Source organism: Brevibacillus laterosporus, assembly GCA_007833815.1.
Lineage (GTDB): Bacteria > Bacillota > Bacilli > Brevibacillales > Brevibacillaceae > Brevibacillus_B > Brevibacillus_B laterosporus_D.
In genome coordinates, this window is record CP033464.1 from 4,520,315 (window position 1) to 4,546,612 (window position 26,298).

Annotated in this window: 27 protein-coding genes; 19 read left to right on the forward strand and 8 right to left on the reverse strand. The window is 35.7% G+C overall.

Features of this window, described 5'->3' with window-relative positions; translation table 11 throughout:
- The first annotated feature begins 8 nt into the window (after nucleotides 1-8).
- The 10 genes from EEL30_22225 to EEL30_22270 all read left to right on the forward strand — a co-directional run bounded on the left by EEL30_22225 (nucleotide 9) and on the right by EEL30_22270 (nucleotide 12,650).
- Entirely contained in the window at nucleotides 9-650 is a 642-nt protein-coding gene (locus EEL30_22225) for a hypothetical protein (protein QDX94762.1), read from the forward strand.
- 27 nt (nucleotides 651-677) lie between these two features.
- The gene (locus EEL30_22230; GenBank protein ID QDX94763.1) at nucleotides 678-4,514 is read left to right on the forward strand and encodes a hypothetical protein; all 3,837 of its coding nucleotides are present in this window, start codon (nucleotides 678-680) and stop codon (nucleotides 4,512-4,514) included.
- 79 nt (nucleotides 4,515-4,593) lie between these two features.
- Nucleotides 4,594-5,445 (forward strand): hypothetical protein, encoded by an 852-nt coding sequence (locus tag EEL30_22235; GenBank protein QDX94764.1) that lies wholly within the window; start codon nucleotides 4,594-4,596, stop codon nucleotides 5,443-5,445.
- Between the two features lie 36 nt (nucleotides 5,446-5,481).
- On the forward strand, nucleotides 5,482-5,928 hold the full coding sequence (locus EEL30_22240; GenBank protein QDX94765.1) for a hypothetical protein: 447 nt from the start codon (nucleotides 5,482-5,484) through the stop codon (nucleotides 5,926-5,928).
- A gap of 17 nt (nucleotides 5,929-5,945) precedes the next feature.
- Nucleotides 5,946-7,148: a hypothetical protein gene (locus EEL30_22245; GenBank protein QDX94766.1), complete on the forward strand. Its 1,203-nt coding sequence runs from the start codon at nucleotides 5,946-5,948 to the stop codon at nucleotides 7,146-7,148.
- Between the two features lie 24 nt (nucleotides 7,149-7,172).
- Nucleotides 7,173-7,646, forward strand: coding sequence for a hypothetical protein (locus tag EEL30_22250; GenBank protein ID QDX94767.1), 474 nt, complete (start codon nucleotides 7,173-7,175; stop codon nucleotides 7,644-7,646).
- A gap of 87 nt (nucleotides 7,647-7,733) precedes the next feature.
- Nucleotides 7,734-8,333, forward strand: a complete 600-nt coding sequence (locus EEL30_22255) for a hypothetical protein (GenBank protein ID QDX94768.1) — start codon at nucleotides 7,734-7,736, stop codon at nucleotides 8,331-8,333.
- Nucleotides 8,334-8,996, forward strand: a complete 663-nt coding sequence (locus EEL30_22260; GenBank protein QDX94769.1) for a hypothetical protein — start codon at nucleotides 8,334-8,336, stop codon at nucleotides 8,994-8,996.
- 11 nt (nucleotides 8,997-9,007) lie between these two features.
- On the forward strand, nucleotides 9,008-11,164 hold the full coding sequence (locus EEL30_22265; GenBank protein ID QDX94770.1) for a hypothetical protein: 2,157 nt from the start codon (nucleotides 9,008-9,010) through the stop codon (nucleotides 11,162-11,164).
- A 31-nt stretch (nucleotides 11,165-11,195) separates the two neighbouring features.
- A complete protein-coding gene (locus tag EEL30_22270; protein ID QDX94771.1) occupies nucleotides 11,196-12,650 on the forward strand; it encodes a DNRLRE domain-containing protein in 1,455 nt (484 codons plus the stop codon).
- A gap of 260 nt (nucleotides 12,651-12,910) precedes the next feature.
- On the opposite strand, the gene EEL30_22275 is transcribed toward EEL30_22270, so the two are convergent.
- Together EEL30_22275 and EEL30_22280 are read right to left on the reverse strand one after the other, a co-directional pair.
- Nucleotides 12,911-13,543 (reverse strand): hypothetical protein, encoded by a 633-nt coding sequence (locus EEL30_22275; protein QDX94772.1) that lies wholly within the window; start codon nucleotides 13,541-13,543, stop codon nucleotides 12,911-12,913.
- Nucleotides 13,544-13,699: 156 nt separating this feature from the next.
- Nucleotides 13,700-14,497, reverse strand: coding sequence for a hypothetical protein (locus tag EEL30_22280; protein ID QDX94773.1), 798 nt, complete (start codon nucleotides 14,495-14,497; stop codon nucleotides 13,700-13,702).
- A 92-nt stretch (nucleotides 14,498-14,589) separates the two neighbouring features.
- Between EEL30_22280 and EEL30_22285 the strand changes: the two genes are divergently transcribed.
- Nucleotides 14,590-14,814 (forward strand): hypothetical protein, encoded by a 225-nt coding sequence (locus tag EEL30_22285; GenBank protein ID QDX94774.1) that lies wholly within the window; start codon nucleotides 14,590-14,592, stop codon nucleotides 14,812-14,814.
- Between the two features lie 16 nt (nucleotides 14,815-14,830).
- On the opposite strand, the gene EEL30_22290 is transcribed toward EEL30_22285, so the two are convergent.
- Nucleotides 14,831-15,007, reverse strand: a complete 177-nt coding sequence (locus EEL30_22290; protein QDX94775.1) for an aspartyl-phosphate phosphatase Spo0E family protein — start codon at nucleotides 15,005-15,007, stop codon at nucleotides 14,831-14,833.
- A gap of 436 nt (nucleotides 15,008-15,443) precedes the next feature.
- Nucleotides 15,444-16,727 (reverse strand): XRE family transcriptional regulator, encoded by a 1,284-nt coding sequence (locus tag EEL30_22295; GenBank protein ID QDX94776.1) that lies wholly within the window; start codon nucleotides 16,725-16,727, stop codon nucleotides 15,444-15,446.
- Between the two features lie 257 nt (nucleotides 16,728-16,984).
- Between EEL30_22295 and EEL30_22300 the strand changes: the two genes are divergently transcribed.
- The 3 genes from EEL30_22300 to EEL30_22310 are packed head-to-tail and all read left to right on the forward strand — an operon-like array spanning nucleotide 16,985 to nucleotide 18,510.
- Nucleotides 16,985-17,371, forward strand: coding sequence for a hypothetical protein (locus EEL30_22300; GenBank protein ID QDX95857.1), 387 nt, complete (start codon nucleotides 16,985-16,987; stop codon nucleotides 17,369-17,371).
- Nucleotides 17,372-17,387: 16 nt separating this feature from the next.
- Nucleotides 17,388-18,164 (forward strand): N-acetylmuramoyl-L-alanine amidase, encoded by a 777-nt coding sequence (locus tag EEL30_22305; GenBank protein QDX94777.1) that lies wholly within the window; start codon nucleotides 17,388-17,390, stop codon nucleotides 18,162-18,164.
- Between the two features lie 31 nt (nucleotides 18,165-18,195).
- A complete protein-coding gene (locus EEL30_22310) occupies nucleotides 18,196-18,510 on the forward strand; it encodes a hypothetical protein (protein QDX94778.1) in 315 nt (104 codons plus the stop codon).
- A 66-nt stretch (nucleotides 18,511-18,576) separates the two neighbouring features.
- On the opposite strand, the gene EEL30_22315 is transcribed toward EEL30_22310, so the two are convergent.
- On the reverse strand, nucleotides 18,577-18,834 hold the full coding sequence (locus tag EEL30_22315) for a hypothetical protein (GenBank protein QDX94779.1): 258 nt from the start codon (nucleotides 18,832-18,834) through the stop codon (nucleotides 18,577-18,579).
- Nucleotides 18,835-18,891: 57 nt separating this feature from the next.
- Between EEL30_22315 and EEL30_22320 the strand changes: the two genes are divergently transcribed.
- Nucleotides 18,892-19,605 carry a peptidylprolyl isomerase gene (locus EEL30_22320; protein ID QDX94780.1) on the forward strand — a complete coding sequence of 238 codons (714 nt, stop codon included), beginning with the start codon at nucleotides 18,892-18,894 and terminating at the stop codon, nucleotides 19,603-19,605.
- A gap of 112 nt (nucleotides 19,606-19,717) precedes the next feature.
- Here the strand turns inward: EEL30_22320 and EEL30_22325 are convergent, their stop codons facing one another.
- Nucleotides 19,718-20,614, reverse strand: a complete 897-nt coding sequence (locus EEL30_22325) for an IS3 family transposase (protein QDX94781.1) — start codon at nucleotides 20,612-20,614, stop codon at nucleotides 19,718-19,720.
- Nucleotides 20,608-21,291, reverse strand: a complete 684-nt coding sequence (locus tag EEL30_22330) for a transposase (protein ID QDX94782.1) — start codon at nucleotides 21,289-21,291, stop codon at nucleotides 20,608-20,610. Before EEL30_22330 ends, EEL30_22325 begins: the two co-directional genes overlap by 7 nt.
- A gap of 666 nt (nucleotides 21,292-21,957) precedes the next feature.
- On the opposite strand from EEL30_22330, the gene EEL30_22335 reads away from it, so the two are divergent.
- The 4 genes from EEL30_22335 (at nucleotide 21,958) to EEL30_22350 (ending at nucleotide 25,060) form a co-directional block, all read left to right on the forward strand.
- Nucleotides 21,958-22,722, forward strand: a complete 765-nt coding sequence (locus EEL30_22335) for a spore cortex-lytic protein (protein ID QDX94783.1) — start codon at nucleotides 21,958-21,960, stop codon at nucleotides 22,720-22,722.
- Nucleotides 22,723-23,066: 344 nt separating this feature from the next.
- The gene (locus EEL30_22340; protein QDX94784.1) at nucleotides 23,067-23,375 is read left to right on the forward strand and encodes a DUF1811 family protein; all 309 of its coding nucleotides are present in this window, start codon (nucleotides 23,067-23,069) and stop codon (nucleotides 23,373-23,375) included.
- Between the two features lie 28 nt (nucleotides 23,376-23,403).
- A complete protein-coding gene (locus EEL30_22345) occupies nucleotides 23,404-23,853 on the forward strand; it encodes a DUF441 domain-containing protein (GenBank protein ID QDX94785.1) in 450 nt (149 codons plus the stop codon).
- 130 nt (nucleotides 23,854-23,983) lie between these two features.
- Nucleotides 23,984-25,060, forward strand: a complete 1,077-nt coding sequence (locus EEL30_22350; GenBank protein QDX94786.1) for a DUF2515 domain-containing protein — start codon at nucleotides 23,984-23,986, stop codon at nucleotides 25,058-25,060.
- 357 nt (nucleotides 25,061-25,417) lie between these two features.
- On the opposite strand, the gene EEL30_22355 is transcribed toward EEL30_22350, so the two are convergent.
- Nucleotides 25,418-26,269 carry a DUF1444 family protein gene (locus EEL30_22355; GenBank protein QDX94787.1) on the reverse strand — a complete coding sequence of 284 codons (852 nt, stop codon included), beginning with the start codon at nucleotides 26,267-26,269 and terminating at the stop codon, nucleotides 25,418-25,420.
- Between the last annotated feature and the right edge of the window lie 29 nt (nucleotides 26,270-26,298).

Here is a 26,298-nt window from a genome sequence, read left to right on the forward strand (position 1 = left end):
GATGTTGAGTGAAATGGAATGATTTACGTTTAATTCGTGGCAGTCGCACCTCCCCTATTTTTAGCATTGCAAAAGATACTGGTAGTGGGTACTCCTTGATTAATTGGAATGAAACATCTCCAATTGGCTCAAAAACCTATATTGAAACTAATGTTTCTTATGATGGTGGTCTTAATTGGCAAGGATGGAGAAAGGTAAAAGGTAACTCTCCTCTACCAAATTTTAAAATCGATACTAATTCAAAGTCTACTGTTTTTCAATATCGTTATGTAGCTATTTCTGAAACAAGTGCATCCCTCCCCCTCCTCCATGATTTCACTTTAACTGTTACTCCCACCTATCTTTTTCTAAGCAATGGCGATATTCCTTGTAAACCAGAAATATGGATTGAAAAGATTGGTGATGGAGATTTTAGCATCATTAACAAATCAAATAAGAATCTTGAGTTTTCCTTTAAAGATATTAAAGATAAGGAAAAGCTATATATTGATTGTGAAAGAGAACATATCGAGACAGATATCTACAATGTTTACCGTTACGATAACTTTAATAATCAGTATTTAGAGCTTGTTCGTGGACGAAACATTCTAGAATTTAAAGGAAGTTTCAAAGTAAGGTTCAGATATGAATTTAAAACTAGTCAGGGATAAGGAGGCACCTATCTGTCTATTGATATCATGCAAATGGGGAAAATCGATTTCGATAAAAAACCTGTTCAACCTGAGATTTTTCTCGCTAAACCAAATCGCAAAATAATTGCAAAGTTAACAGAAGCTCACAACATCGTTTTTACCTCTCGCCTTGGCTCTCTTAATGAGTTAACCTTTGATATCCCCTATGAACGTGAAATTCACCATCAAAACAAGCGTAATCCCAATATAGATCAATTACGACATCGTTTTTTGCTTAAGTTCGTAAAAGGTAATTATGAAGAATGGTTTATTATTGATGTTCCAACTGGAACAATGAATGAAAAAGGTGATGTGAAACAAATCCATGCTTTTTCTTTGGGATATGAACTTACAGACAAAAATGTACGGGAATACAAGGAAATTTCTGTATCCGCATCTGCTGTGCTATTAGACGCATTAAGAGGAACTATTTGGAATATTGGATATGTTGATGCAGAGTTCGATTTAAAGTTCCGCTCCTTTGAAATAACCTCCACTACTGTTTTAGATTTTGTCTATGAGATTGCTAAAACTTTTAATGCACTTATTGTATGGGACACAAAGAAAAGGCAAATTAATCTTTACAAACACGAGAATCTTGGTAATAACAAAGGCTTAAAGTTTTCTTATGGTCGTTATTTAAAAACTTTAGAGAAAGAAATACAGCCAGATGAAATGGTTACTCGCCTAAAAGTATTTGGGAAAGATAATCTTTCAATTCAAAGAGTAAATCCGACTGGTAGTAACTACATAGAAAACTTTGGCTATTTCATGTTCCCCTTTTACCGTGATGAAAAAAGAAACGTCATTTCGCATAGTTATTATATGTCAGATGAATTATGTCATGCCATTCTTGATTATGTGAAATTGATAGAAGATCATAAAGATGAATTTAAAAAATACCTAACTGAAAAAGAAGGATATCAAAAAATATTACTTGCTGAGAAAGCCACATTGGTAAAGTTAGAAAATGAATTGCAGGTAATTTTGGACAACTTATTTGTTGCACAAACTACCTTACAACCTGATGAATTTTATCAAGCCCAAAAAGCCAGTAAACTTCAAGATATCACCAACCAAAAAGCAGTACTTAGAAGAATAGAAAGTTTGATTGCAACTGTAGATTCTAAGATTAACACTCTTAAAGACAAGATTTCTGTTGAAAAAAACTTTACTTCAGAGCTAATTAAAGAGCGCAATCAATATATCATTGAAAAAGAATGGGTCAATGAACAAATTATCGATGATAAAGATTTGTACGATGCTGGTATTAAAGTATTTGAGGAATTTGCAAAGCCAAAGACTGTAATAAACATGGACATTGTAAACTTCTTCGAAATCATTGAGGAGCAACGCAACTGGGATAAGCTCAATATTGGTGATACAGTGACGATTCAATATGAAAAGCTTGATGTTAATGTAACTGCAAAAATCACTGAAATGGAATTTAATTTTGAAGATGCTAATATTAAACTTACTATCGCAAATGTGAATGACATCGAAACAAATGAAGATAAGTTCATTAAGTCCCTTTATAAATCTATTTCTACCTCTACTAAAGTAGATATGAGCAAATACAAATGGGACAAGTATGAACACGATCTTGGCGATGTAAGTAAAATCATTCAGAACATGTATGACTATGTGAAAGAACAGCTTACAATGGCTTTTAATGAGACTGTGATTATTGACCGATCTGGGATTACAATTATTGATCCTAATGACCCTCTCACCTTTCTTCGTGCCACACACGGTTGTTTAGCGATCACTAATGACGGTGGTAATACATATAAACATGCTATTACAGGTATTGGAATTGTTGGTGAACGGATTTACGGACGTATCATCACTGGTGAGCGTGTTGTTGTCGGTGATCCTGATGGCATACTTGAAATCCGCGGAAACAAAATGGTTATTACTGATCGAAACAAACGTGAGGTTATGTGGTTTGGGCTTTATGATACTAAGCCTGATCGCTTTGGTGTTAAGCTTGAAAATGATATTAATCAAGTCATCATGGATAGAGATGACGGATTTACCATCACACGCAAAAAGGGAACAGAATGGCATAAGATTTTATGGTTAGACACGAATGGCATTATCCACTCTGAAGGTCTTGTTACCAAAAACATCAAGATATTCTCTGATAAAAACGAAATTCTATTGGATGCAGAAGCAGGTATTATCGACCTTCGACCTATTAATGGTCACTTAGGACAAAATATTACCCTTAGTACTAAAGATGGTATTTGTGTTACTCGTGGAAATGAATTGAATCGTATTTGGCTGAACGCTGATTTAGGCATTGCCATTGAAAAGAAAAAGGAAGGTCGCTGGTTCAAAACCTTCTATGTAGATTTAGATGGAAGGTTGGTTGCTGAGGAATTAGTTGCCAAGAAACTAACGATTGTTAACGCCAGAGGGGAAATCCTCTTAGATGAGGATGCGCTCAACTTTGATTTTACGACTCTTGATTCTATTATCTTAGATGATGTTATTATATCCTCTGAAAAAGTAACTCTCCTTAATCAAGTTCGCTCCTTACAACAAACATATCAAACTCTACTTTCCCAAATTGACACCTACCTTGGTAAAGTATTTACAGATAGAGAAAAAAGTTATCCCGAATTGGACAAAGCAAAACGTGCATTGGAAACTGCAAAAAGCAATCTTGTAGCCAAATATAATCGATTAATCTCTTATGTAACTCCTGTCTTTATCGATATGAATAAATCTACGAGTATCACAAAAGACTTGCATTCAAATCGTACCGAATTTTATCAAGTCTTTAAGGATTATCATGATGCAGCAACGTCCGCAAGGAATTCTCTTGAGAACTTTTTAGAAAAAAGCTCTCTTCAGCTTGGGCGAGATTATAATAACGTTGTTATTGATGCTGAAAATGGCATCACTGTCACTCGTGGAGACAATCTAGTAAAAACCACCCTAAATGCTACAGAAGGTATTAAAATTGAACGTAAAGAAGGTGGCTCATGGGAAAAGAAATTCTACGTAGATACGAATGGGATTTTATATGCAGAAGACTTGGTTGCCAAACGTCTCATACTTCTTGGTGGTGAATCTGGGGAGGATTTAATTCTTGATGCAAATACAAAGTTTCTAGACTTAAACCAATTTGATAAAATCGTAGGTAATATACAGGCAGAAAACATTACAGCTAAGGTAATCACAGCAGATCAAGGTTTTATAGCTGATCTATGTGTTAATCAACTAAAAACAATCAATCCTTCTGCTGAAACAGGTACACGCAACTACATCCACATCCACGATCAATATATTAAATGGATAACAGGTCAAGCTACAGGAAGCACACAAGCCACCAACAGAAATGGTGATTTACTCTACTGGCTTGACTCTGATCGCTCTTCTACTACAATAGAGGATACTGGTTATCCAGTTGAAGCCTACACCTATGATGAATTAATAAAAATGCAGATTTATTTTAATGGTGACGATCCTTCTGCTTATCCAATTATTGAAATGGGTGCTGGTTCGGGTAAGGGTCAAGCAGAGAAAGCTTGGATTTATAAAGACACAGATAAATTCGCTATTGACTACTACACATCCTCTTCATCAGGACAAGGGAAACGCAGTATAGTATTAAGCAATGATGAAATCAACATTTCTTCAAATGTTGGAGCAGCACAAACATCATTAAAAATGACAAACAATGAAATCGAAATTAAATTACAAGGATCAGGAATGAGTTCTATTAAAATGGAGTCTAATGGCAATATAAAATTACAATCTCTATCTGGAAGTTACATTGAACTTGGTCGTGATGTTCGCATTGTATCTGCTGGTAATCTGTACCTAAATTAAAAATCTTTAGTAATCTAACCGATATAGATACTAACAAATATTTACACAAAGTTTATTTACAATGTAAAGGAGCTATCATATGAAAAAATATTTGTTAGCCCTCTTTTTGATACTAAGTTTGAGCGCCTGTAGCAACACGCAATCAGAACCTCTTTTGATTAATGAAAGTAGCACTGATAACCCAATTTCTCAAATTAATGAGAAAGAAGAAGCTAATAAAGAACTTGAGAATATATATCAACTAATATCTGATAAAGATTATTTGCAAGCTGAAAAACTTTTAAACAACTCTAAGTTCTATGAATATAGAGGTGAGTATAAAACACTTTCTAACTTTAAGAATGCAATGCGTGCTAAAGACAATTTTGAGGAAGAATCAAAAAGGTTTAAATATATGGGAGTCCCTCTAGCTTTAATACCAAATAGCTATTCGGATTTCCATAAAGATGAAATTCTGAAAGAAAAAAAATCTTTTCAAAACGAGATGAACACACTAATAAAAAATGGGAAGATTGATATTTTGATTGAAGCCTTCCGTGAAACAAAGGATAAAATACCAAATTCAATCTACCATTATTTAAGTTTCGTTAAAAAAGAAAAAAGTAACATCGTGGAAGCTACACAGCATTTATATGAGATTCCTGAAGAATATGATAGTTATTATATAGATGAGATAAAACTTGCATGGAAGAAGTATAAAATCGTACCCTCATCAATTACTCAAAGTAAAAATACGGTATCTTCTTCCCTATCAACTATTCTAACACCCACTATCGGAATGACTAAAGAAGAGGTGCTAAATTCTACATGGGGAAAACCAAATAACATTAATAAAACAACTACCGCTAATGGAGTACATGAACAATGGGTTTATTCCATTAAAAAGTACATTTATTTCGATAATGGCTATGTGACAACTATTCAAGAATGATATCAGTCCTTCACTTGAGGGGCTTTTTTATTAGGAGTGATTATTATTCCCCTATTAGCATTTGAAGGTAGTAAAACAAGAGATGTTACAGCTAACGACATTCGATATCAAATATGGAATCCTTGTATTACACAAATTTGTAACGATGCGGGCTGTGTATGTGTCGGTGGTTATGAAAATCATACTGGTTCATCCACTGTCAAAGGTGTCGTTCAAGCTTCAAGCAATAAAGTATATGTAAATGGTCAAAAGGTTGCTAAACTAAATGATTCTGTTAAAGAAACCGAGCAGACACACATTCCAAGCAATGCAGTTAATGTAAGCAATCATGAGGGTGGCACAGGCAAAATTATCGTTGGCAATAGTAATCGTGTTTATGTTGAAGGTGTACTAGCAGCTATCGTTGGAAGTCAAGTAAAAACCCACACCTCTCCTTCTACCGTTATAGAAACTGGTTGCAAAAATGTATATGTCGGCTCCTAAAGAAAGGAGGTAATTAATTGCCCTTTCAGTTTGATTACAATGACCCCATTCTTATTACATGGAGAGAGGGGAATGAATTAGATCCCTATGTTGATAGGACAGAGATACTAAAGATTATCAATAATCGTGTAGTATTAACAGAAATTCCTGCTGAGTTTCATCGTGTACAAATTCCCAATTATGCGGAGCTTGATCAACGTAAGCCAGACTCCAAACCTATTCCGTTAGAAGATGAGTTTATTGTCACCTATTACAATGGTATTGTTACTTTTCATCCTTCTCAAGAAGGTAAAACTGTTGCTGTTACCTATAAAGGAAGAGGGATGATTCAATATCCTGCCTGTCGAATCTACTCACATAATCCCAATAGTGATGTTGTGGAAAATTTACAGCATATCATTGATACAGCTCTAATTAGAATAATTGAAGTGGAAGATTCTATAGACAAAGCTCTTGAAGCTGCCAAAAATGCTAACATGGCTGCCGAAGGGGCTTTTTTTGCTGCCAATCGAGCGAATCAAGCAACTGAAATGGCTCTATCAGCCTCAGATAAGGCAATCAAAGCTGGTGATAATGCAGATGAAAAAGCTGATTTAGCTTATAAGGCTGCTATGACTACTCGCCTAATCTGGTTAAAGCCAGTTGATAAATATGAGGATATTTCCTTAGTCTACCCCAATCCTGAAATCGGTTCTACCACAATGGTTTTAAGTACGGGTAGTCGATATCGATATGAAGGTGATGGCAATTGGAAAGAAATTGACAACTACACTAGAGGCTCAATCCCATTAGTAAATGAAAAGATAGATGGTCTTATGTCTTCAGATGATTTTAACTTGATGCATGATAAACTACAAAACAGATCCATTCATTTTGTCATTCCCACAATCATAACGGATGGAGTGCAAAAAATTATTACCTCTATTCCTTTCGATTGTAAGATTAAATCTATAAAGGCAATATGCAATAAGCCTTCCAGTGCCTCCCCTACTCATATATTTATTGAAAAAATATCAGGTAGTGACTTTGGTACTCATAGTGAATGGGAGAAAATAACCGATCTACCTATTCAATTCAAAACAGACCATTATTCAGCCTTTATTCCTCCCCTGTTAATTAGTGAGATAAAAAAGGATGATGTATTGCGTTTATTTGTAGAAGCTGACAAATTCGATCCTCTACAAGAAGGGATTTCAATACAAATTGATGTTGTTTTATAAAATAATTTTAATGGAGGTTTACATATGGCAGAACCATTAATTAGCTGGTATTCACAGGACAATACATTAGATTTAGCTGCTAATGGCGGTTGGAAAATAGGAACTATTAATGCAGGAGATACTTCTCCACAATTAGGGGTACTACTTTGGAATAACAGGGGTGGCACATCGGCTGTATCAGATATGAACGACTGCACTCTCACTACAGTAGATACTCAGGGTGGCTCTAATAGTCCTGTTGTTACAGGTAAATGGGTTTCCACTAAAGTGGTATCTATGTCTGAAGTTAATTTCACTGCAATTGGTGGCAATCAATCAACTAAAAAGATCAAGGCTAGTGGTCAAGAAGACGGTACTATTGCTGGAGCTGTAAATGATGCAGTTAAAGAAAACTCAAAGGCAAACTTTGCTGAATTTATTCTCCAAGCCACTCCCCCACTAAATGCCCCTGCTGGCACTTTTAATTTTAACGTGCGAGTTTCTTATACGTTCACCTAATAAAAAAGATATTTCATTATATATAAAATAACCTATGGGCTGTTTCTCAATTTGAGTGACAGCCTTTTTATATCGGAGGTCAATACAATGTTATCTCACATTATCCCCTACTCTCCTGTGTCACAAAGGGAATTCATCTGGTTGGCAGAATACACAGATGGCACTCATCTATCAGAATTTGATTTTAATACAAAACAAGAAAATGATTTTTACTCTATAGATAAAAAGGCTGCTGTTCGTTTTGGATTAATCGGTCATGGACATAAGCTTTACTATGAAACATTTGGTGGTCATTTTAAATTAGGAAATGGACAAATTGATCTGGTCTATAAGTCTGGAGAAAAAGAATATCCACTAACAGGACACAATGAGTTTTATCAGGATTTGATTACTTTTAAGAGAGCTGAGGCAGAAATAGACTTGTTAAATAGCTCTGGAGAATTAAGCCCTGTTATCACAGAATATGTGTTTGGGTATAAGCATAAATTACAATTCGAAGATATTTCTTTTCATATAAAAGTTTTAGTTGGATTATCTGAAAAATCCCCTGCCCTCACTCTTCGATTAGTTTCAAATAGAGATGTGGAAGGTAGTGTTGGAATTAAGCTTAATGGGAAAATCGTAAGTGAATCGGTTTCAAACCTCACCAAAGAAGCTAGTCAAGAATTTAACTGGGAGATGAATTAAATGCCAAAGATTGGAGAACAACTTTTAAAACCTGAAGATGGTTGGAAAAGAATTGATGATACTAATCCGAATATCCATTATCTACCTGATTCTGGCTACTGGAACTCTAATAACATCGAAGAACATTATAATTCAACATGTAGGTATTCTTCTAATAATGGTGTATCTTATGCTTTTATACTTAGAGGAGATAGATTCCGTATAATTTCTGGAATCGGCAACGACTACTCTGAAGAGTGTCTAGTAAAGATAAATGGAAAATTTATAGACTCTTTTTCTATGTATAGTTCTGTAACCCAGTTTCAGACTCTTGTATATGAAAAAAATAATTTAAGATCGGGAGTTTATGTAGTTGAAATTTTCAACAACACATCTTCAAAAATTGGTCTAGATGCAATTGATGTAGGCTTTGATGGAGATATTATACTTCCTAATTCTACTGTTAAAGCATCTGCAAATTTTAAAGAAAAAGATTTATTGATGCCAAGAAATACTAAATATGATTACGAATTTAAAATTTTACCATCTCAGTCAATTCAAATATCTCATAAAAGAAAGTTAGTTCCCTCTGATAAAAGTCAAGTAAAAACTGGGATTGTTTACAAATCAACAATTGACTTGGAAAATTGGGAAAATATTAATGCAATCAATTTTAGCTATTGAGGTGAAACAATATGAGTCTTCATTCTGGTAGTTTTACAATAAAAAATGATAATACACTATGGTGCTATGGTGCATTTTTAGGTTATGGATATGATTCTCCTATTAAGATAATGAATGATGTTAAATATTTTAATTCTAGTAACTATGGAATCTCAGTCGCTATTAAAACCGATGACTCTCTTTGGGTACAAGGATATAATAACTATGGACAATTAGGAATACCCAATGAAACTTTTATTAGTCACCATAGGAAGATAATGGACGGTGTTAAACAAGCTTCAGCTCTTGAATACCATACAATGGTCATAAAGAAAGACAATACACTTTGGGGGTTTGGTAGAAATGCACATGGAGAATTAGGGCATTATGCAAACTTAAAGACAGATAATGCAAATGCAACTCCCACAAAGATCATGGACGATGTACGATATGTATCTTGTGGTCTTGGTGGATACACAATGGTTATTAAAATGGATAATTCATTATGGAGTTTTGGTAATAATAGAAATGGACAATTAGGGCATTCTACAAATATTGGTTCATATACTCCTAATCCAATTCCTCAAAAAATAATGGATGATGTTAAATATGTAACTTGTTCAGACAATTTCACTATGGTTATCAAAATGGACAATACTCTTTGGAGTTTCGGTAATAATCAACGTGGGCAATTAGGGCATTCGAGTAATATTGACACTTCAAATCCAAATCCCACCCCAAGGCTTATTCTGAATAACGTAAAGTATGTGTCTTGTGGTGGGAAATTTACTATGGCAATTACAATCGACAATTCTCTTTACGGATGGGGTCTTAATTATAGAGGGCAATTAGGGTTTTCAACAAATTTTGGTGGAGTACGTGCCAATCCATACCCCACAGAGGTCATGAAAGATGTAAGATATGTATCGTGTGGCTCAGAGCATACAAATGTTATCAAGAAAGATGGGATTCTTTGGGGTTTTGGGAGCAACAGTTCAGGGCAGCTAGGTAACCCCCGAAATGATAAAGGCATACCTTACCCTGTTAAACTTTTTGATGACGCTCTATTTTTGGCAGAACAACCTCCTCTTCAAGAAAAAATACTACTTATAGATCAGGATAATATCTTAGCCTTTAACGGAGATAAATGGGTTGTTGCTAGTAAAACACCTTATTCTGAACAAGATTTTATCCAGTATGGGGTTGAATATTTAAATGTTTATATGATAGAAGCTTTAAAGTCCTTTTCAAATATTGATATAGCTTGTTGGGTACAAGATTCTACTAATGATGAAGATTTAAATATCGTTTTATGTGGAGATTATACAGCACCATATCGTTATAAAATCGAAATGCTTGAGCCATATGTTTTATTAAAAGAATGGACTCCTATTTTAACGGAGGAAACTCATAGTACGGTATCACTAACTTCTGATATGTTTCAACAAGCAACTAATCCATATACAATAAAAATAACTGTTGAACAACCAGATGGGACTGTAATAACTGAGGAAGGTAATATTTTACTATATGATACTGAACCAAAGTTGTTAGTAAAATTAGAAGGAAAGAATTTAAAAATAGAAATTGGAGACGACGAGCAAGATAAAATTAAGTTTAAAGTTAATTTAAATGGTAAGCAAATTTATCCTTCTGATGGATTTACAGATTTTCTCCCAACTCCTCACGTTCAAACAATCTATCTTAATACAAAAGATATTAATATCGATTCCTCAAATACTATTGAGACAATTGCCTTTGATTCATACGGGAAAGAAAGTAAAGATATCACAAGTTTTATTGGTGATTATATCGGATTGATATTTTCTGATGAAAAAGGAAAATACTACTCAACTGATGCTGGTGAAGTACTTCAATATCTTAGCTTTGGCTCTATCATTGCAGGACAAACAACCCTTCCTGTTAAAGTTAACTTAACAAACAAAGAAGGAATGGATATTAAGAATCTAAAAGTTGAGTTGCATGCTCCTACATATTATCAAACTCAAATTCAAATATCCAAAACGGAAAATCCTTTTATTCCTGAACAAGTGCTAACCTTCACAGATATTCAAAAGAGAGATGAGAACGTATCTTTTTATGTGCGGATTGTAACTAATGCAGATGATGTAGCTCACTCTGGTGAATTTGATATTTATGCAGAAGCTGAACCTGCCTCTGAAAGTTAATTCTCAATACAATGAGAAGGTGTGATTATATTTGAACAATACTATGAAGGGGAAGTTTTCTGTATGGGGGTTTAGGCAGCCTACCATTCCTGCTTCTATAAGTATCCCCTTTTTAAATCATTTTCCAGCCTCTATTACAATTACTCCAAAAAACAAAATGACAGGTCGTTTCGAAACTATTGAGCGACCATTAGAGATTCACGAATTAACTTCAATAAAAGATAGTACAATCCGTGAGGGTATCCCTACTCTTAGCTATGGATCAGATCCAAGCATGCTAATTGGTAAGACTAATTCAGAACGTTTTCGTGGATTGGTTGAGTTTGATTTATCTAAGTTACCAAAAGAAAAAGAGTTAAAACGAGCTAAGTTAAAGCTATATTGTGGATATTTAGAATCACCCATTAATCTTGCTTTATTTGAAATTCTCGATGATTGGCGAGAACATGATGTAACATGGAGTAATCAACCACCTCAAGGCAGAAAGATAACTGAGAAGTACATTACTCATGCTGATGGATATATTGAGATTGATGTCTTTACTTTAGTTAAAGAATGGTATGAAGGTAAAACACCTAACCATGGTGTTTTTTTATTTGCAGAAGAACAAAATGAGCAATCAACTATTCAGCTACAGACTAGGGAATCGTTCACTCCCCCTATATTAGAAGTAGGGTTTTATAAGCTAATTTCCAGTTTAGCTTTGGGCAAATTACCAGCAACTTTATCTATACGTGCTAACGGTGAGGACAGCCTAGCTGCTTCCATTAATGTAAACAGTAAATACAAAACAAAAGACTTAGCTGCACAACTATCTATTTTAAGGAAATCAGTAGATACTGAATTAAGTTGCTCGATGGATGTAGTAGGCAAACGAAACAGCTCAATGTCAGCTTTCATGTCTATTGAGAAAAAACCTAAAGAAACTGTAATTCCTGCTCAACTTACTGTAAGACGGTTAGAAGACTCATCCTTACTAAGCTCTATGGCAATTGAGAAAAAGCCACGTATGGGGCAACTAGATACTTCATTGACTGTACGTGTAGCAAAGTATCAACAGTTATTTTCCAATCTGACTATTGAGAAAAAAGAACGCTTCAAACAGCTACGTGCCAATATTAAAGTTGCTTATGTAAAGAATTTGCCATCTACCTTCAGTATTGAGAAAAAGGAAAGAAATCGTGATCTTACAAGTTCATTAACTGTTCGACAACGAGAAAATAATAAACTCAGTAGCTCAATTGTTATTTCATCAAGGAAGTTTTTCTCTAGTCAAATGTTTGTTCGACATGCTAGAGATTTCCCTTGTAGCATTCAGGTCAACTCAGGATTCTTAAATGCAGAAATTAAGGTTAGAGGATATCGGGATGTAAAAATTCCAGCTAGGATTACAGTAAGAGTAAGAAGGATTAGTGACATACATGCGAGGATTACTGTGAGAAATATAAAATATGATGCAGATGCTGGCTATGTATTTATCTTATAAGAGGTAGTATAAATGACAAAAAAGAAGTAGATCACCCTTGAGCATCGCAGCTTAGTGATCTACTTCATCCGACAAAAATGAGCCACCCCTTTGAAGGGACAGTCTTTTGTACAAACCGTAGGTGTTACCAGCACCTACGGTCTTTTTGAACCCATGTCAGTATATTAACTATAGCATAACACATATTGGTAAAAATGCAATCATAACATTTTGTTTATTTGTAGTGGTTTAAGTTTAAGCAAGTAAGCTTTGATTAAAGCTCAATCTAGGTCAATCATATCGTCAATGAGATAATGATTCTTGTTTTTGACAAGATTGAATTGTACCTTTGTTGTACGTTTTAATATCTCTTTAAAGTTTAAGGAGTCATATCCAATGCCTTCGAATAAAACAATTGTATTTGTCGCATTCTTCTTTTGAATAGTTACTTTTAGACCTTCCACAATACCTTGCATACTTGATGAGAATCCTTCTGTCTCTATGCATTCATAAGTACCGTTGTCTCTCTTTTTAAAGTAAAAGGCAAAGATTTCTTCTGCTTTAGAGGAGGTATAGTATTTTTTTAATGTTGAAATGATAACTTCTTTCGAGTTGCCATCAATAAACCGTTTTGCCCTTGAGAGAGATATAAAATCCCCCGTCCATGTTTGTAATTTATCAAACCATAATAATTTAGGTATATCACCTTTACTGGTTAGTACTTTATCAGTCAGTACATCAGGAGCAGAGTTTTCTAAAAGAGATGCTATGAAAGTTATATTTTCTTTTGTTAGTTTGTCATTTTTTTTGGCGGCAACACTGGCTTTTGCTGCTTCAGCTTTGGTTGGATTCCAAGATGAAATTGAAGTGATAGCTAGGATGGAAATCAGCAAGAAAAGATAAACTTTTTTCATCACCAAACTCTCCATTCTGTGTTCATTTTTTATTTGAAAAGCACAATCCCCCCTCATTATAAAGGGGGGATAAGTATTTGTCATTTTATTCCAAATGTATACCTAATTCTGTACGTTTCTCATCTGACATTGTTTGAAGTTTTCTTTTTTCTAATGCTACGGAGTATATTCTCCCTTTTTCTCTTTTAATACAAAGATACCGTCTGCCTCACCATATCTAGTCTCTAGTGGAAAGTAGTAATCAATTTCATCAACAGTATCCAAAGACTTATCTGGAGTGCCATTAGAAATGTCAGTTATTTTATATACCCAGTCATACATTGTACCCCATGTGTTGTATTTTATAGGCACAAATTCTATCCACGCACTATAGCCCGGACTAACAGTTTCTTTAATAGAGTCCTCAAATGAAGCTGATTCTACGGCAGATGATGATATAGATGCTTTTAAAATTTTGAAAGCATCAGAATTAAGTGTGACATTTTTAGTTAGTTGTGTGCTTCCTGAAACCTTAAAACTACGTTCTACAGGTGTTGATTTAGTGTTGTACCAAACGCTTGAAGCACGCTTTCGCTCTTTCTCATAAGTAACTTCTTTCCCACCTCTTTTTTTGTACTCATATTCATGCCATTGGCGAATTATAATCCAAAGAGGATTTACTTCATCTTCCTTATTAAGATGATTTATACTCTCAAAGGACTTTTTCTTATCTAGATCGTTCTGTTCGGTGGTATCGGAAAGTGCTTTTACATCTTCAATTGATAATTTCTTTAAACCATTTGCTGTGTTACGATACACAGAAACAATAGTTTCATCGTCTTCAATACTATTAGTGAAATACTCATCATACGATTCGGAAGACTGTGCGTTGACTTTAGTGGCAAAACCTCCTCCAGTAAATAACGCACTTCCCACTAAAAGCGCACTAAGACCTGACAAGAATGTTTTTTTCATTAGTTAATCAATCCTCTCATGTAATTTTTTGTAAAAATATATTGACTGAAATTTGTGTGTAAGTTAGGGTGTTAATAAAAAGGAGGGTGGATATGAACAGAAGAGCCGCAGGTGTTTATTTTTGTGCCATTGGAGCATTTTTAATAGCGGTACAGTTCCTAACATCAGCTATATATAGCCTAAGTGATAAGTGGGGAGAATTTTCATTTGAAAAAATAATGGTGTTTGTAGGAAGCATCCCCCTCTACTTAGGTTACTTCTTTATAGCTTTTGGACTCCTTTATATTTTGTGGAACGAATTGAACAAAAGAGACTGATATACTAATTTTACAATCAAATGTATTGTATTTTTTGAAGTGCAACAATGTACTCATCTAGCTGTTGACTTAGTTGCAATACTATTGGACTTGAAAATGAGCCTTCTTTGAAATACAACATCTCTAATTCTTTGCGGAGGAGTTCAATATTTTTTTGTAAATCATTTCCTAGTTGAGAATTTTCTGTTTTCATATTCTGTAAGTGAGTGGTAAAATGAACTTGAGAAACATTTTTTGTTTCTCAAGGTGGGGGCGTTCCGCTGGTCTTCAAACTAACGGGAACGCTCCTTTTAGTTGATAAGTCATCTAGATTGAAGTTAACACCTCCTTTATTCCTCCTGAGTATTATTTTCCATTATGTTCTATTTTTTACTTAAAAAGCTATTTTCTTGAAACGTTTTACAAATTACGACAAAATATCATTGAAAAAACATAAAAAAAGAACGCTATTTAAAAGCGTTCGAAAGTAACAAAAATATCAATAGCCCGGATCAGCATTATTGGCACGCATACTGAACTCGTTCAGATTATTTACTTCTTCTGTTTCAACCGAAACAAAACCAATATTTGTAATTAAACCTAAAGTTAATAACATTAGAACAATTTTTTTCTTCATTGGAATCCTCCTTTTACATACTCTTTTTTCCATTTATCTCATTATATGCTTCTTCTAACTGTTTTACATAGTGCAAATCAATTGGCTTTGAATTTTTTGAGAAATATTTGAAAATTTCCTGCAAACATTTTGCTATTTCGATGTGATCATTTATTTTCCCGTATGTTGTTATGCTGTTAATGTAGCTTTCCATACCTTCTTCTAGAAGTTCCTTGCTTATTTGGAAATCGGCTTTTTGACGGTAGTACCTTGCAAGCGAGGTTAATTTATAAGGTGTGTATGCATTGTCTGGAAGTAATTCCCTTTCTCTGCTTATTATTTCATTTATTGACTGTACAATGTTGAAATGAACATATATCCCAAGCAGTTCATTTACTACGTGTACTTTATTATCCTTACTTAATTCATCCATATATTTTTTTAACATAGGAATCGCTATCTCATATTCTTTCTTCTTAGCTTTAGTTATAGCTCGTGTAATCATGGATGATTCCAGAACAAACTTATGTTCAAATTTTTCAAAAATATCAAGCAAGTTTTCAACAGAGTCATAATTATGTAAGTCAGAATATGAATTAATCATAGCTAAATATGCTCTAGCTTTCAGCTCAGTATCATTTTTTTCTAATGCAATCCCTGCTTCGCATAGTTCAATACATGTTTCGTATTTTTTTATAGCATAAGCCTGAAGTCCCATTCTAAAGTATAAAATTATCCGCTCCTCTTCAGTTAAAAAATCTGCATAATGAACAACCTCTTCACCAATTTTAAATGATTCCTCCATATTTTTAAAATCTTGTCTTTCAATCAAATATTTCTGTAAGGAGGATTTAGCAATGAAGTGTGGTATCCCATGCACTCTTGAATATGAAATTATAGTATTAAAAAGTGCTAACTTCATTTCATTGTTCGTACTACTATTGGCAAGCCTATATATGTGCTCTAATAGTATATGTGTTTCTTCTTTGGAGTTTTCAAGGAATTTCATTGCCACTTTTGTCATCAAAGAAGCATTTGAGGTTTCAATGCATAACGATAAAAAATCGTCAAATACTTCGATCCGATGCTCTACTTCGATATACCATTCAATTATGCCTTCATAGGGAATTGCCAAAACATCCGCAATTGGCTTTAAAGTTCTTAACTCTGGACGTTTCGTATCTCCAGATTCAATCTTCGATAAAACCCCTTTACTAATCCCTGTCATTCTGGACACTTCTGACAGACTGACACCTAACTCTTCTCTTTTTTCCTTTATAAGTTCCCCCAATGTTGTGAAAGTCAGATTTACACTCATGTTAATCCCCTTCCATAATTTATAAGTAATCACATTGATTCCTTTATCAATCTTAACTTAATTCTAACTTTATTGTATTTTTTTGTAAATAACAATAAAAAATATTGGATTAAATAATTTTTTTATTTTTTTAAACAGGAAAGGCGGTCTTTTAAATTTTTACTTCAAAGCCTTGTAAATCTATCCCTATTCGTTGGAAAGGAGGTTAGAAATATATACATGTTTCATATAACTCTACGTTGAAAGGAACTGCTATCATGTCCAGTAATCAAGTTTTAGAAGTGAAAATTGAGAATCTACACAGAGAACTCAATTCTTTCAAAGAGGAGACAAAAGAAGATATTCGAGATATTAATTTGAGTATTAAACAAAGCGAGAAGCTTTTTAATGATGCTATTGTGACTATGACCGAAAACATTACCAAGCTAACTACTATTGCTGACCAGCAACGTGAAGAGATGCGTCAACAACGTGAGGAAATCAGGCTAATTCGAGAATCTAAGTCTTCTGAGATAAAAGTTTCTCAAGGTAATGATGAAAAGAAATGGTATCAAGAAACCACTAATAAGTTGATTATGCTGATTGGCTTAATCCTCTGTGTATTACTCGGTTTGAATGCATCTGCTGTGAATTTTTTGCAATAACTGGAGGCGATTATATTTGAAAATGATTGAAAAACTACTTACCCCTAACGACTACTCCAGACCTCGTTTAAAAGTTAAAACGATCAAAGGAATTGTCATACATTGGGTAGCTGCACCCATGCAAAAGGCAATTAATACATGGGGATTTTTTGAGAATCGTAAATTTGGAAAAACAAACTATGGATCAGCTCACTACATTATAGATTTAAATGGTGATATTTTAAGATGCGTTCCTGAAAATGAAATGGCTTATCACGTAGGTTCAACTACATACACTACTTCTGCTTTGAAACGTTTAAGTACATATCCTAACAACTGCACGATTGGCATTGAATGTAATCATATAGATATGAGTGGGAAGATGACTTCTGAAACTTATCAATCTCTTTTAGATTTCTGTGTACAGCTATTAAAGCGATATAACCTAACTGAAAATGATCTTTGGCTACATAAGGAAGTTGTTGGCTGGAAGGATTGTCACCGATGGTTTGTAAATAATCCTGATGAGTGGGCTTTGTTTAAAGAGAAAGTTGGACAAGAATTACACGGTGACACTTCTAAAAATACAGAAAATATTACAAAAGAAAAGGTGCTATATATCATGTCAAAATACTTTAAAGACATTCCTGAAAAGATGAAATGGGTTTCTGATCCTGCTGATCGTTTGTATGAGAAAGGCATTGTACTAGGAGATGAGAAAGGTAATTTACATCCAGATCAACCTGCTACTCGTGCAGAAGTAATCACTTTTATTGATCGGGCAGTTGAATATGTCCTGAAAGAAGTTAAATAAGAAGCAATTATTTAAAAAGGAGTATGATGAAATGAGTATTTTATTAGGTCAAATCGTATTAGATGTAGCTCATCTTCTACTGTTAGCAGTAGGAACATGGGCTATTTTTTATTTAGTTACGTTTCTCAAAGGTAAAATCAAAAAAGAGCATGCACTACGTGCTGTGCAATATGTTGAACAAGCTTTTGTTCATTTGAAAGGTTCAGAGAAATACAATGAAGCTGTTACGTACTTTGTCGCTAGTATGGCTCGGAATAAAATTAAAGTAACTGATGAAGAAGTTAAAGGATTGATTGAATCTACCCTTTGCGAATGGAAAGATGAATTGAACAAACAAATGAAGTAGAGTAATTTACCCCTTCTGGCTATATGCTGGAAGGGGATTTTTTTGTTTTTATAGGAATCTCCTATCCTATAAGTTGTACTTCATTATTACCTCAATGACTTCCTCGTAAATCTTTTTCCGATTCTCTTCTCTACGACAATTGATGCAGTATGGGTCTTTACAGAATTTCTTTAGACGCTGAAATGTATTGTGCATTTCTTTTCCGCATTTGCATGAGTATACTAATTCACTTTTTTGATTCACATAGGAGCTTAACAGCCTACATTGATAACTCTCAAACCAACTTTTAACTTCGTCTTGTGTATATTGACCTTTAGCCACCATAATTTCACCTCTTCATAGGTTGTCTGTTACAATAAAGAAAAAATGAGGAGGGACATCATGAAACGTCTACCGATTGCACTATTATTGGGCTTCACTCTTGTCGTAACAGGGTGTGGGACAAAAACAGCTCCAGCTACTGATCAGCAACAAAATAACGCTACTTCTGGTCAAACCACCCCTACAGACAAAAAGGATGAAACTACTAAGCAGCCTAGTAAACAATATGATAAGGCTCCTGAGATGAAGATTGATCCAAACAAAAATTATGAAGCCGTTGTGGAAACGAACAAAGGCTCATTTACCATCCAATTGTTTGCCAAAGACGCTCCTAAAACCGTCAATAGCTTTGTTTTTCTCGCAAACGATCATTTTTACGATGGGATAAAATTTCACCGCATCATCCAGAGCTTCATGATTCAGACTGGTGATCCAACTAGTCGGGGCGATAACAATACCGTAGCAGATGGCACGGGTGGTCCAGGTTACTCTTTTGAAGATGAATTAAAAAATGGTCACTCCTATGATAAGGGTGTTGTAGCAATGGCTAATGCAGGTCCAAATACGAATGGTAGTCAGTTCTTCATTGGTTCTGGTGAAGATGTAAAAAATTTGGATAGCCAACCAAACTACACGATTTTCGGAAAAATAACAGCAGGTATCGATACCATAGACAAGATTGCAGCTACACCTGTAAAAGCAGGTGGATTCGGTGAAAATAGTACCCCAACCGAAACCATCACCATTCAAAAGATTACAGTTACAGAAAAATAAACGTATCAAAATAGAAAGCCCTTGGATTGCCTACTTGAACTGCCCCCCGTCAAGTAGACAATGGAAAAATAAAAGATCAGACACCAACTATTCACTTAGGTTGGTGTCTTTCTTATGATGCTGAACTTTGAAGGTATTGCCTGTATTCCAAAGGTGTCATACAGTTTAGTCTTTTCTGGTATCGATGGTTATTGTAGTAATTTATGTATTCCATAATTGCTACTTCCAGCTCTTTGTATGTATTGAATTTATTGAGATCATACATTTCGGATTTTATCATTCCCCAAAACGATTCCATCGGGCCATTGTCTATGCACCTAGATACCCTCGACATGCTTTGTATCATTCCTGCATCGTCCAGTTTTTTCTTGAATTTTTTGCTCGTATATTGGAACCCTCGGTCACTATGAAAGATAGGTTTAGCATTAGGATATGACTGATGTGCAATATCAAAAGTTCTAAAAACAAGTTCATTGTTGTTGGAATGCCCGATCACAAAAGAAACAATACTTTTATCTGACAAATCCAGGATTGCACTCAAATAAGCCTTGCTTTGAAGGCCATACTTCATTTCCGTCACGTCAGTGAGCCATTTTGTACCGAATCCATCGGATTCGAAATCTCTGTTCAAGACATTTTCCGTCGTAATTTCAGGCGTTGAAGGAATGTAATTCTTTTTCTTTCTGCGGCATACCGATTTTATTTGTAAGATACACATGAGTCTGTATATCCGTTTATGGTTAACAGTAAGATTGTGTTGTCGGTTTAGTTTGATTGTCATCTGACGATATCCAAGGATTCCATCTCTTTCTTCATAGGCATCCTTAATCATGAGAAGCAACTCTTTGTTGAATTTCTCGTTATTACTTTCTTTCCTGTTTAGCCATTTATAATACGAAGAACGTTGAATCCCCATGTTTTCACAGAGTTGACTAATGGGATATAATTTACTGTCATGAAGATCGCGTATGGCAAAATATACAGGTTCATATCGGACTTGGCTTAGAATCGCCCCCTTTGGATTTCGTCCAGCTTTTTTAGTAAGTCAATCTCCATTTGCTTTCTTCTGTTCTCAGCTTGAAGCAGCTTATTATGTGCCCTCAGTTTCTCCACTTCGGACATCTCATCTTCAGATTTTCGCTTTCCACGTTTATCCTGAAGTGCATCTACACCAGATTTAATGTATTTATTTGTCCAAGAATAAACTTGCTGATAGGATACCTGAAATTTCTGTGCGGTTTGGGCATAATTGTGTTGATGTTCTATACAGAATCTTACGATTTCAATTCTTTCCTTGTAAGTAGTTGCTCGTCCTTTTGTCATGATTGGCGTTCCTCCTGAGCCGGAAGCTTTCGGCTTCTCATGACCATTATACTTCAGGATCCAGTTACGCAGTTGGCGGGTTGATTTGATGCCATATCTTTTACATATATCCATGTGAGAACCACGACTAGCCAGATAATCCTCGACAGCTGTTTTCTTTAATTCTGTGGAATAGGAGGAGTTCTTGGATGTATTGAGCAATCCGTTTGGACCTAATGATTGATAAGTTTGAAGCCATTGTTTAATAGATGGAAAGGAAACATCTAGAAGATTTGCTAAATGATTAAGCGAATCTTCCCCACGAAGATATTTTTCAATAGCTGCAATCTTTTCTGACCCAGATATTTTTGCTTTATGGGACATAAAAATGCTCCTCCTTGTAAGGAAACAGTTATATTATTTCAACTGTCTACCACAAGGGGAGCATATCAACTGGCACATCCAAGGGCTTTCTGCATAATGGTCCATAAATTCATAAAAAGTAGGATTCGTTCAATTTTTTTCAATATGATTTCATACGTTTTCCATGGGAATTAGAGGTACACCCGCCAATCTTCGGGATATTTCTTTGCAGGATAAACCACCTATTACCTTTCTATCTGCTCATTTTCTTCTTTATTCTGTTGTATTCGACCTTTCATTTCACATCATTTCCCCGTATCAATGTAAAGACATCCTCAGCCTCTATCCCTGTCCCATTCCTATTTTTTTGACCAACGAGTATAACAAATCTCCCCTTTTTTCTTTGTTCGTCGCTTATTTTAAAAGGAAAACTTTTTCATTTACATGCCGATCCTCAATTTTTCAGCGTATCTCCTCTCGAAATTGTTTCCAATATCCTACTATTGTCCTAGGCTTTTCCCTATGACTAGAATGATTGAAGATAAAAAGACTCAACGGCATAAATTGAGGACAAAAATAAAAGGGCGTTTACCTCTACGTCCTTTTCTATTACATGAATAAATTGCCAAATTTGAAGTGTGGTGAAGCTGTGTAGGCTCCCGCCCGAACTATAAAGGAGGCACTCCCTTGATATCAATAAGGACTTTACCCTTGATCCGTATGACATTGCACGTTGGCCTGTTAGCCGGCGTTAGTTCTATTGCTTTTTTCTTTACGCCAGCAGGTGTTGCTGCACCTGCCATCCAACCTGTATCTGCTAACAAGGCAAAGGAACAACCCTCTTCCTATGCTTCCGCTCCTCAACAGCGTACAGCAAATTCGGAGTCTGTAGAGGAACCACCAGCAGAAGGCAGTTGGGAAAATATTCGGAAAGCCCAAGCCAAACTAAAAAAAGTGGGCTTCTATGATGGACCAATTGATGGGCGTTCCAGTGAAGAGCTAGGACAAGCAGTAGCTGCCTTTCAGCGTTTAAAGGGCATACCAGCAGATGGTTTGCTTACTGAAGAAACTTTTTCCTGGTTACAACAAAGCTCTAATATTCCCGGGGAAATTGATATGTTAGAGCGTCTGGTTTATGCGGAAAGTCGTGGTGAATCCTATGAAGGTAAGGTCGCTGTAGCAGCGGTTGTTTTAAATCGAGTCAAATCTGAGCAATTTCCTTCTACTATAAAAGGGGTCATTTTTGCCCGAAATGCGTTTAGTGTTATTCAAAACGGTCGGTTGTCTTCAGCTAAAAACAAAGAAACCCAATTAGCTGTACGTGATGCTTTATTTGGAGAAGATCCCTCTCATGGGGCACTCTATTTTTACAATCCTGACATCTCTACCTCACGATGGATTTTCAGTCGGACAACAACAGTTGTGATTGATAACCACGTGTTCGCTATTTAATAAAAACAAGCTTACATGTGATTTCACACTCTTTTATTTTTCCTTTATTTTCAATTTATTTTTATTTGCTATAGTAATTGCTAATCAGTCGTTTCAAATTTTGAGTATAATCTGGAGAACTGTTCTTCAGAGGTCTTATCACAAGTCCGGTTATTCGGGTGAGAGCGAATAAATTGATTTGTGAGTATACCTTCTCAAAACCCCCATATCCTCTGCACCCATTCAACGCCGGATGAGTGCTTTTTTTTTTTCCATTTTTGCTCACGCTTTTCCTTTTTTCTTGTTACAATAAAGAGTTAGAAAGATAAGATTGAACTAGGAGTCAAGCATAGAGGAGGCAGAACATGCGTTTATACAGCCAGTTTACCTTAGCCGAACTACAAGAAGAAATGGAAATGCTCCGTAAACAGATTGATGAAAAAAAGAAACAAGATGATCAAGTGAGCATTGGTATTCTTGAACAAAAATTTTTTATGGCTAAATCTTATTATGTGGGGACCCAAGAATTCCGTATTGGGAAATGCTATCAGGTACATGGACAACAAGAGCCCTTTGTCATCGAATATTTTAACGGTGTCTTTGCATGGGGAACCTTTCAACATAACAGAGAGGCGGAAGCTGTAGGTTTTCCAGTCGGTATGCTAGAGGAATAACTTTATGAGCAGAAAGTGAGACAAAATCATGGATATCACCAGCTTACTTCTATTATTATTGCTAGGCTTGGCAATTGTAGGTAGTAATAATGCCGTAGCGATTGCGGTTTCTTTTTTACTATTTGTACGATTATTACAATTGGAGCGTGTTTTTCCGTTTTTAGAGCAAAACGGTTTGCATATTGGAATTATTATTTTAACCATTGGCGTCATGACCCCTCTTGCTAGTGGCAAAATTACACCGCAGATGATTTGGGGCACGTTTACGAACTGGCAGTCGTTGCTAGCTGTAGTTATAGGAATTTTTGTTGCTTATTTAGGAGGAAGAGGCGCTGGACTCATGACGACTAACCCTGTTATTGTGACAGGGCTATTAGTTGGAACGATTGTCGGGGTATCACTGTTTAAGGGTGTTCCTGTTGGACCTTTAATCGCTGCTGGTATCGTATCATTGTTACTGCAAGTTTTACCGAAATAAAAAGAAAACAGGCTTCTGCCCTTTTTGGCGAGAAGCCTGTTTTCTTTGCTTTTCTCTACTGATGTTGAATGTTCTTCTTGTAACAGGAGAAGCTAGCATTATCTGTAAAAGAAAGGATGTTCATGCCGTCATGCCTACTTTTACAAAAAAACAAATTCTAAATAACATTCGCCATGAAGTAAAAGAAGCAAATGCAAATAATATTACTCGTACGAATGCCTATTACTCTTTTTATCAAGCTTATCCTGAAATAGATTGGGCCTTGCTAGCTCATTTGGTCTCGCGTAACGGCGGATGGCAAATGACCGACTTACAAGGAGAATGGTTACCAAAACTGTTACCACAACAAGAAATAGAAGATTTTTTTGCCTTTTTGGAGCGATGTAATTGGCTCATATTCCAGGATGCATACCCACAGTTATTGCTATATGCAGCCATGAAATCACATACACAGGATTTTTCCTCATGGTTACCTGAACTTGGTGTTTCTCAATTTATGATTCCTATTTGGTCTAGATTTTGGCACGCTTTTGGCCAACCTGAAAGGAAAGTATGGGAGCCTTTTGGTACCTTCATGAGAAATGAGCGTAATCTTTTAACCTGGGGACTCATTATTAACGAGCAAAATTACATACACCAGCGTGTCATTACTCATCCTTACTTTGTCACACATGTATTAGAACGACTCGACTTTACCTTACCTGCGATGTTTTCCTTAGAACAAGTACTATTCCCTTATCGAATGTCATGTAGCAATACCTATGACAAAATGTTAGGGCTTAGTGTCACGAATTTTGAGGAGCTATCCATTCGTATTCAGATCGGAAAAACCCTATATCATCACCTATTTGCTGATTTTGAGCGTTTGAAAGCTATCTGTCAGTTTTGTCGAGAGATTCCACATACAGGCTCAAGGGCTGATTACTGGCCTGATAGATTTACTCCTAATAAAGCTGTAACATCTTCTAGTAACTATTCCCCCTCTCTCTCCTACAGCCCTGCATTGGAACAAGTGTGGCCACCAGTGCAGCATATGACTGCTGGAGGAATGGACTGGTTTTGTGACGTGTCTTGGTACGCTCAATTAGTGCAGGAAACGCTTTTACCAGTTATAGGGGAATCTGAATACAAAACATCATTGGATATTATCAAAACAGGGACTCATTGGTTTTCTCCCTTTTTAAAAACAGGTCAGTGGTTTCATTAAAGACAACGAACATAACCATTATCTGAAATAGGATAACCGTTATCTTCCTATAGACTACGTGGAGTTATTATACGTAAAAAAGGAAAGCATCCGTACTAGGTTGCTTTCCTCTGGAGTCTTTGCAAACTTTTGCTAAAGATGAAGGCTGATAAACCTTCTACCTGTAGCAGTGATGTTATTTCTATGCTTACTTAGGCTGACTCAACCCCAACTTTTTCGTGATGCTTACAAACGTCTTATACGTTGCATTCATTTCTTCACCGGGCTTCAAGCTTTTTTTGTAATCGCTAAAATCAGCATACAGATCATCCATACATTCTTCTAGTAATTCTTTTTCAATTTTCGTTAACATCATTCTTATCCTTTCTGATTGGGACTGACGACCAAATAGGTCTCCAGCTCCCCTTGTTGATAGATGAAGGGCAACGGGCATATAGGCACGTCACCTTTACTTGCAAAATGGTGTGTCACTTGAGCTAACAATTGTGCCCCTTTATCATTTGCCAGATCACCAATAATCATGACGTCCTGATGAGGAATCGCCGTTCCCAGCAACTTACCTTTCTTTTTCCCCTCAAATTCATGTAGGATACTCGGTATTAAAATACGACTTGCAGCATATCCATCTTGGGAATTGAGAAAATAAAGAACATGCTCCCCTACCTGATCGGCTTTGATCGTGTAGGGAGATGCCTCAAGATTGTCCATAGCTAGGTCATGCAACTGTTCTTTGCTCCACTCCGCCTCTTGCAACATTTTTTCATCAAGTAAAACATAACCATCCTCTCGATCCAATGCATAGGCAATTTTCGTTTCTGCTGTATGGGGATGAGTTAATAGTGTTTTAGCTTTAGGATGATCAAAAAATGATGAATGACGTAACACTGGGTACACATGTTGTTCGTTGCCAGCCAATGTAGGCGTATCAGTAGCCCCTTTAACTGCCGCCATAATATGCTGTATGTAGCGATATAAGAGTTCACGACGGTTGTCAGGTGAGTCTTCAACTTGCTTGTATAGAGACTGTAGCGGAATGGACCGCTCATGAATTTCGCCTTCAATGGCAACTTGTAACGTAATCTGCTCTCCATCTACAAGACAGCTCCAGCCTACAGGTAATTCTCGCTCCAATAGTTCTTTTACACGCTTCTGGATGGATTCACGACCCTTTTCATCGTGACTTTGTTCCTGATCATGATTGTAGCTCATCTGCTCACCCCTCGCTTTGTCTGATAGCT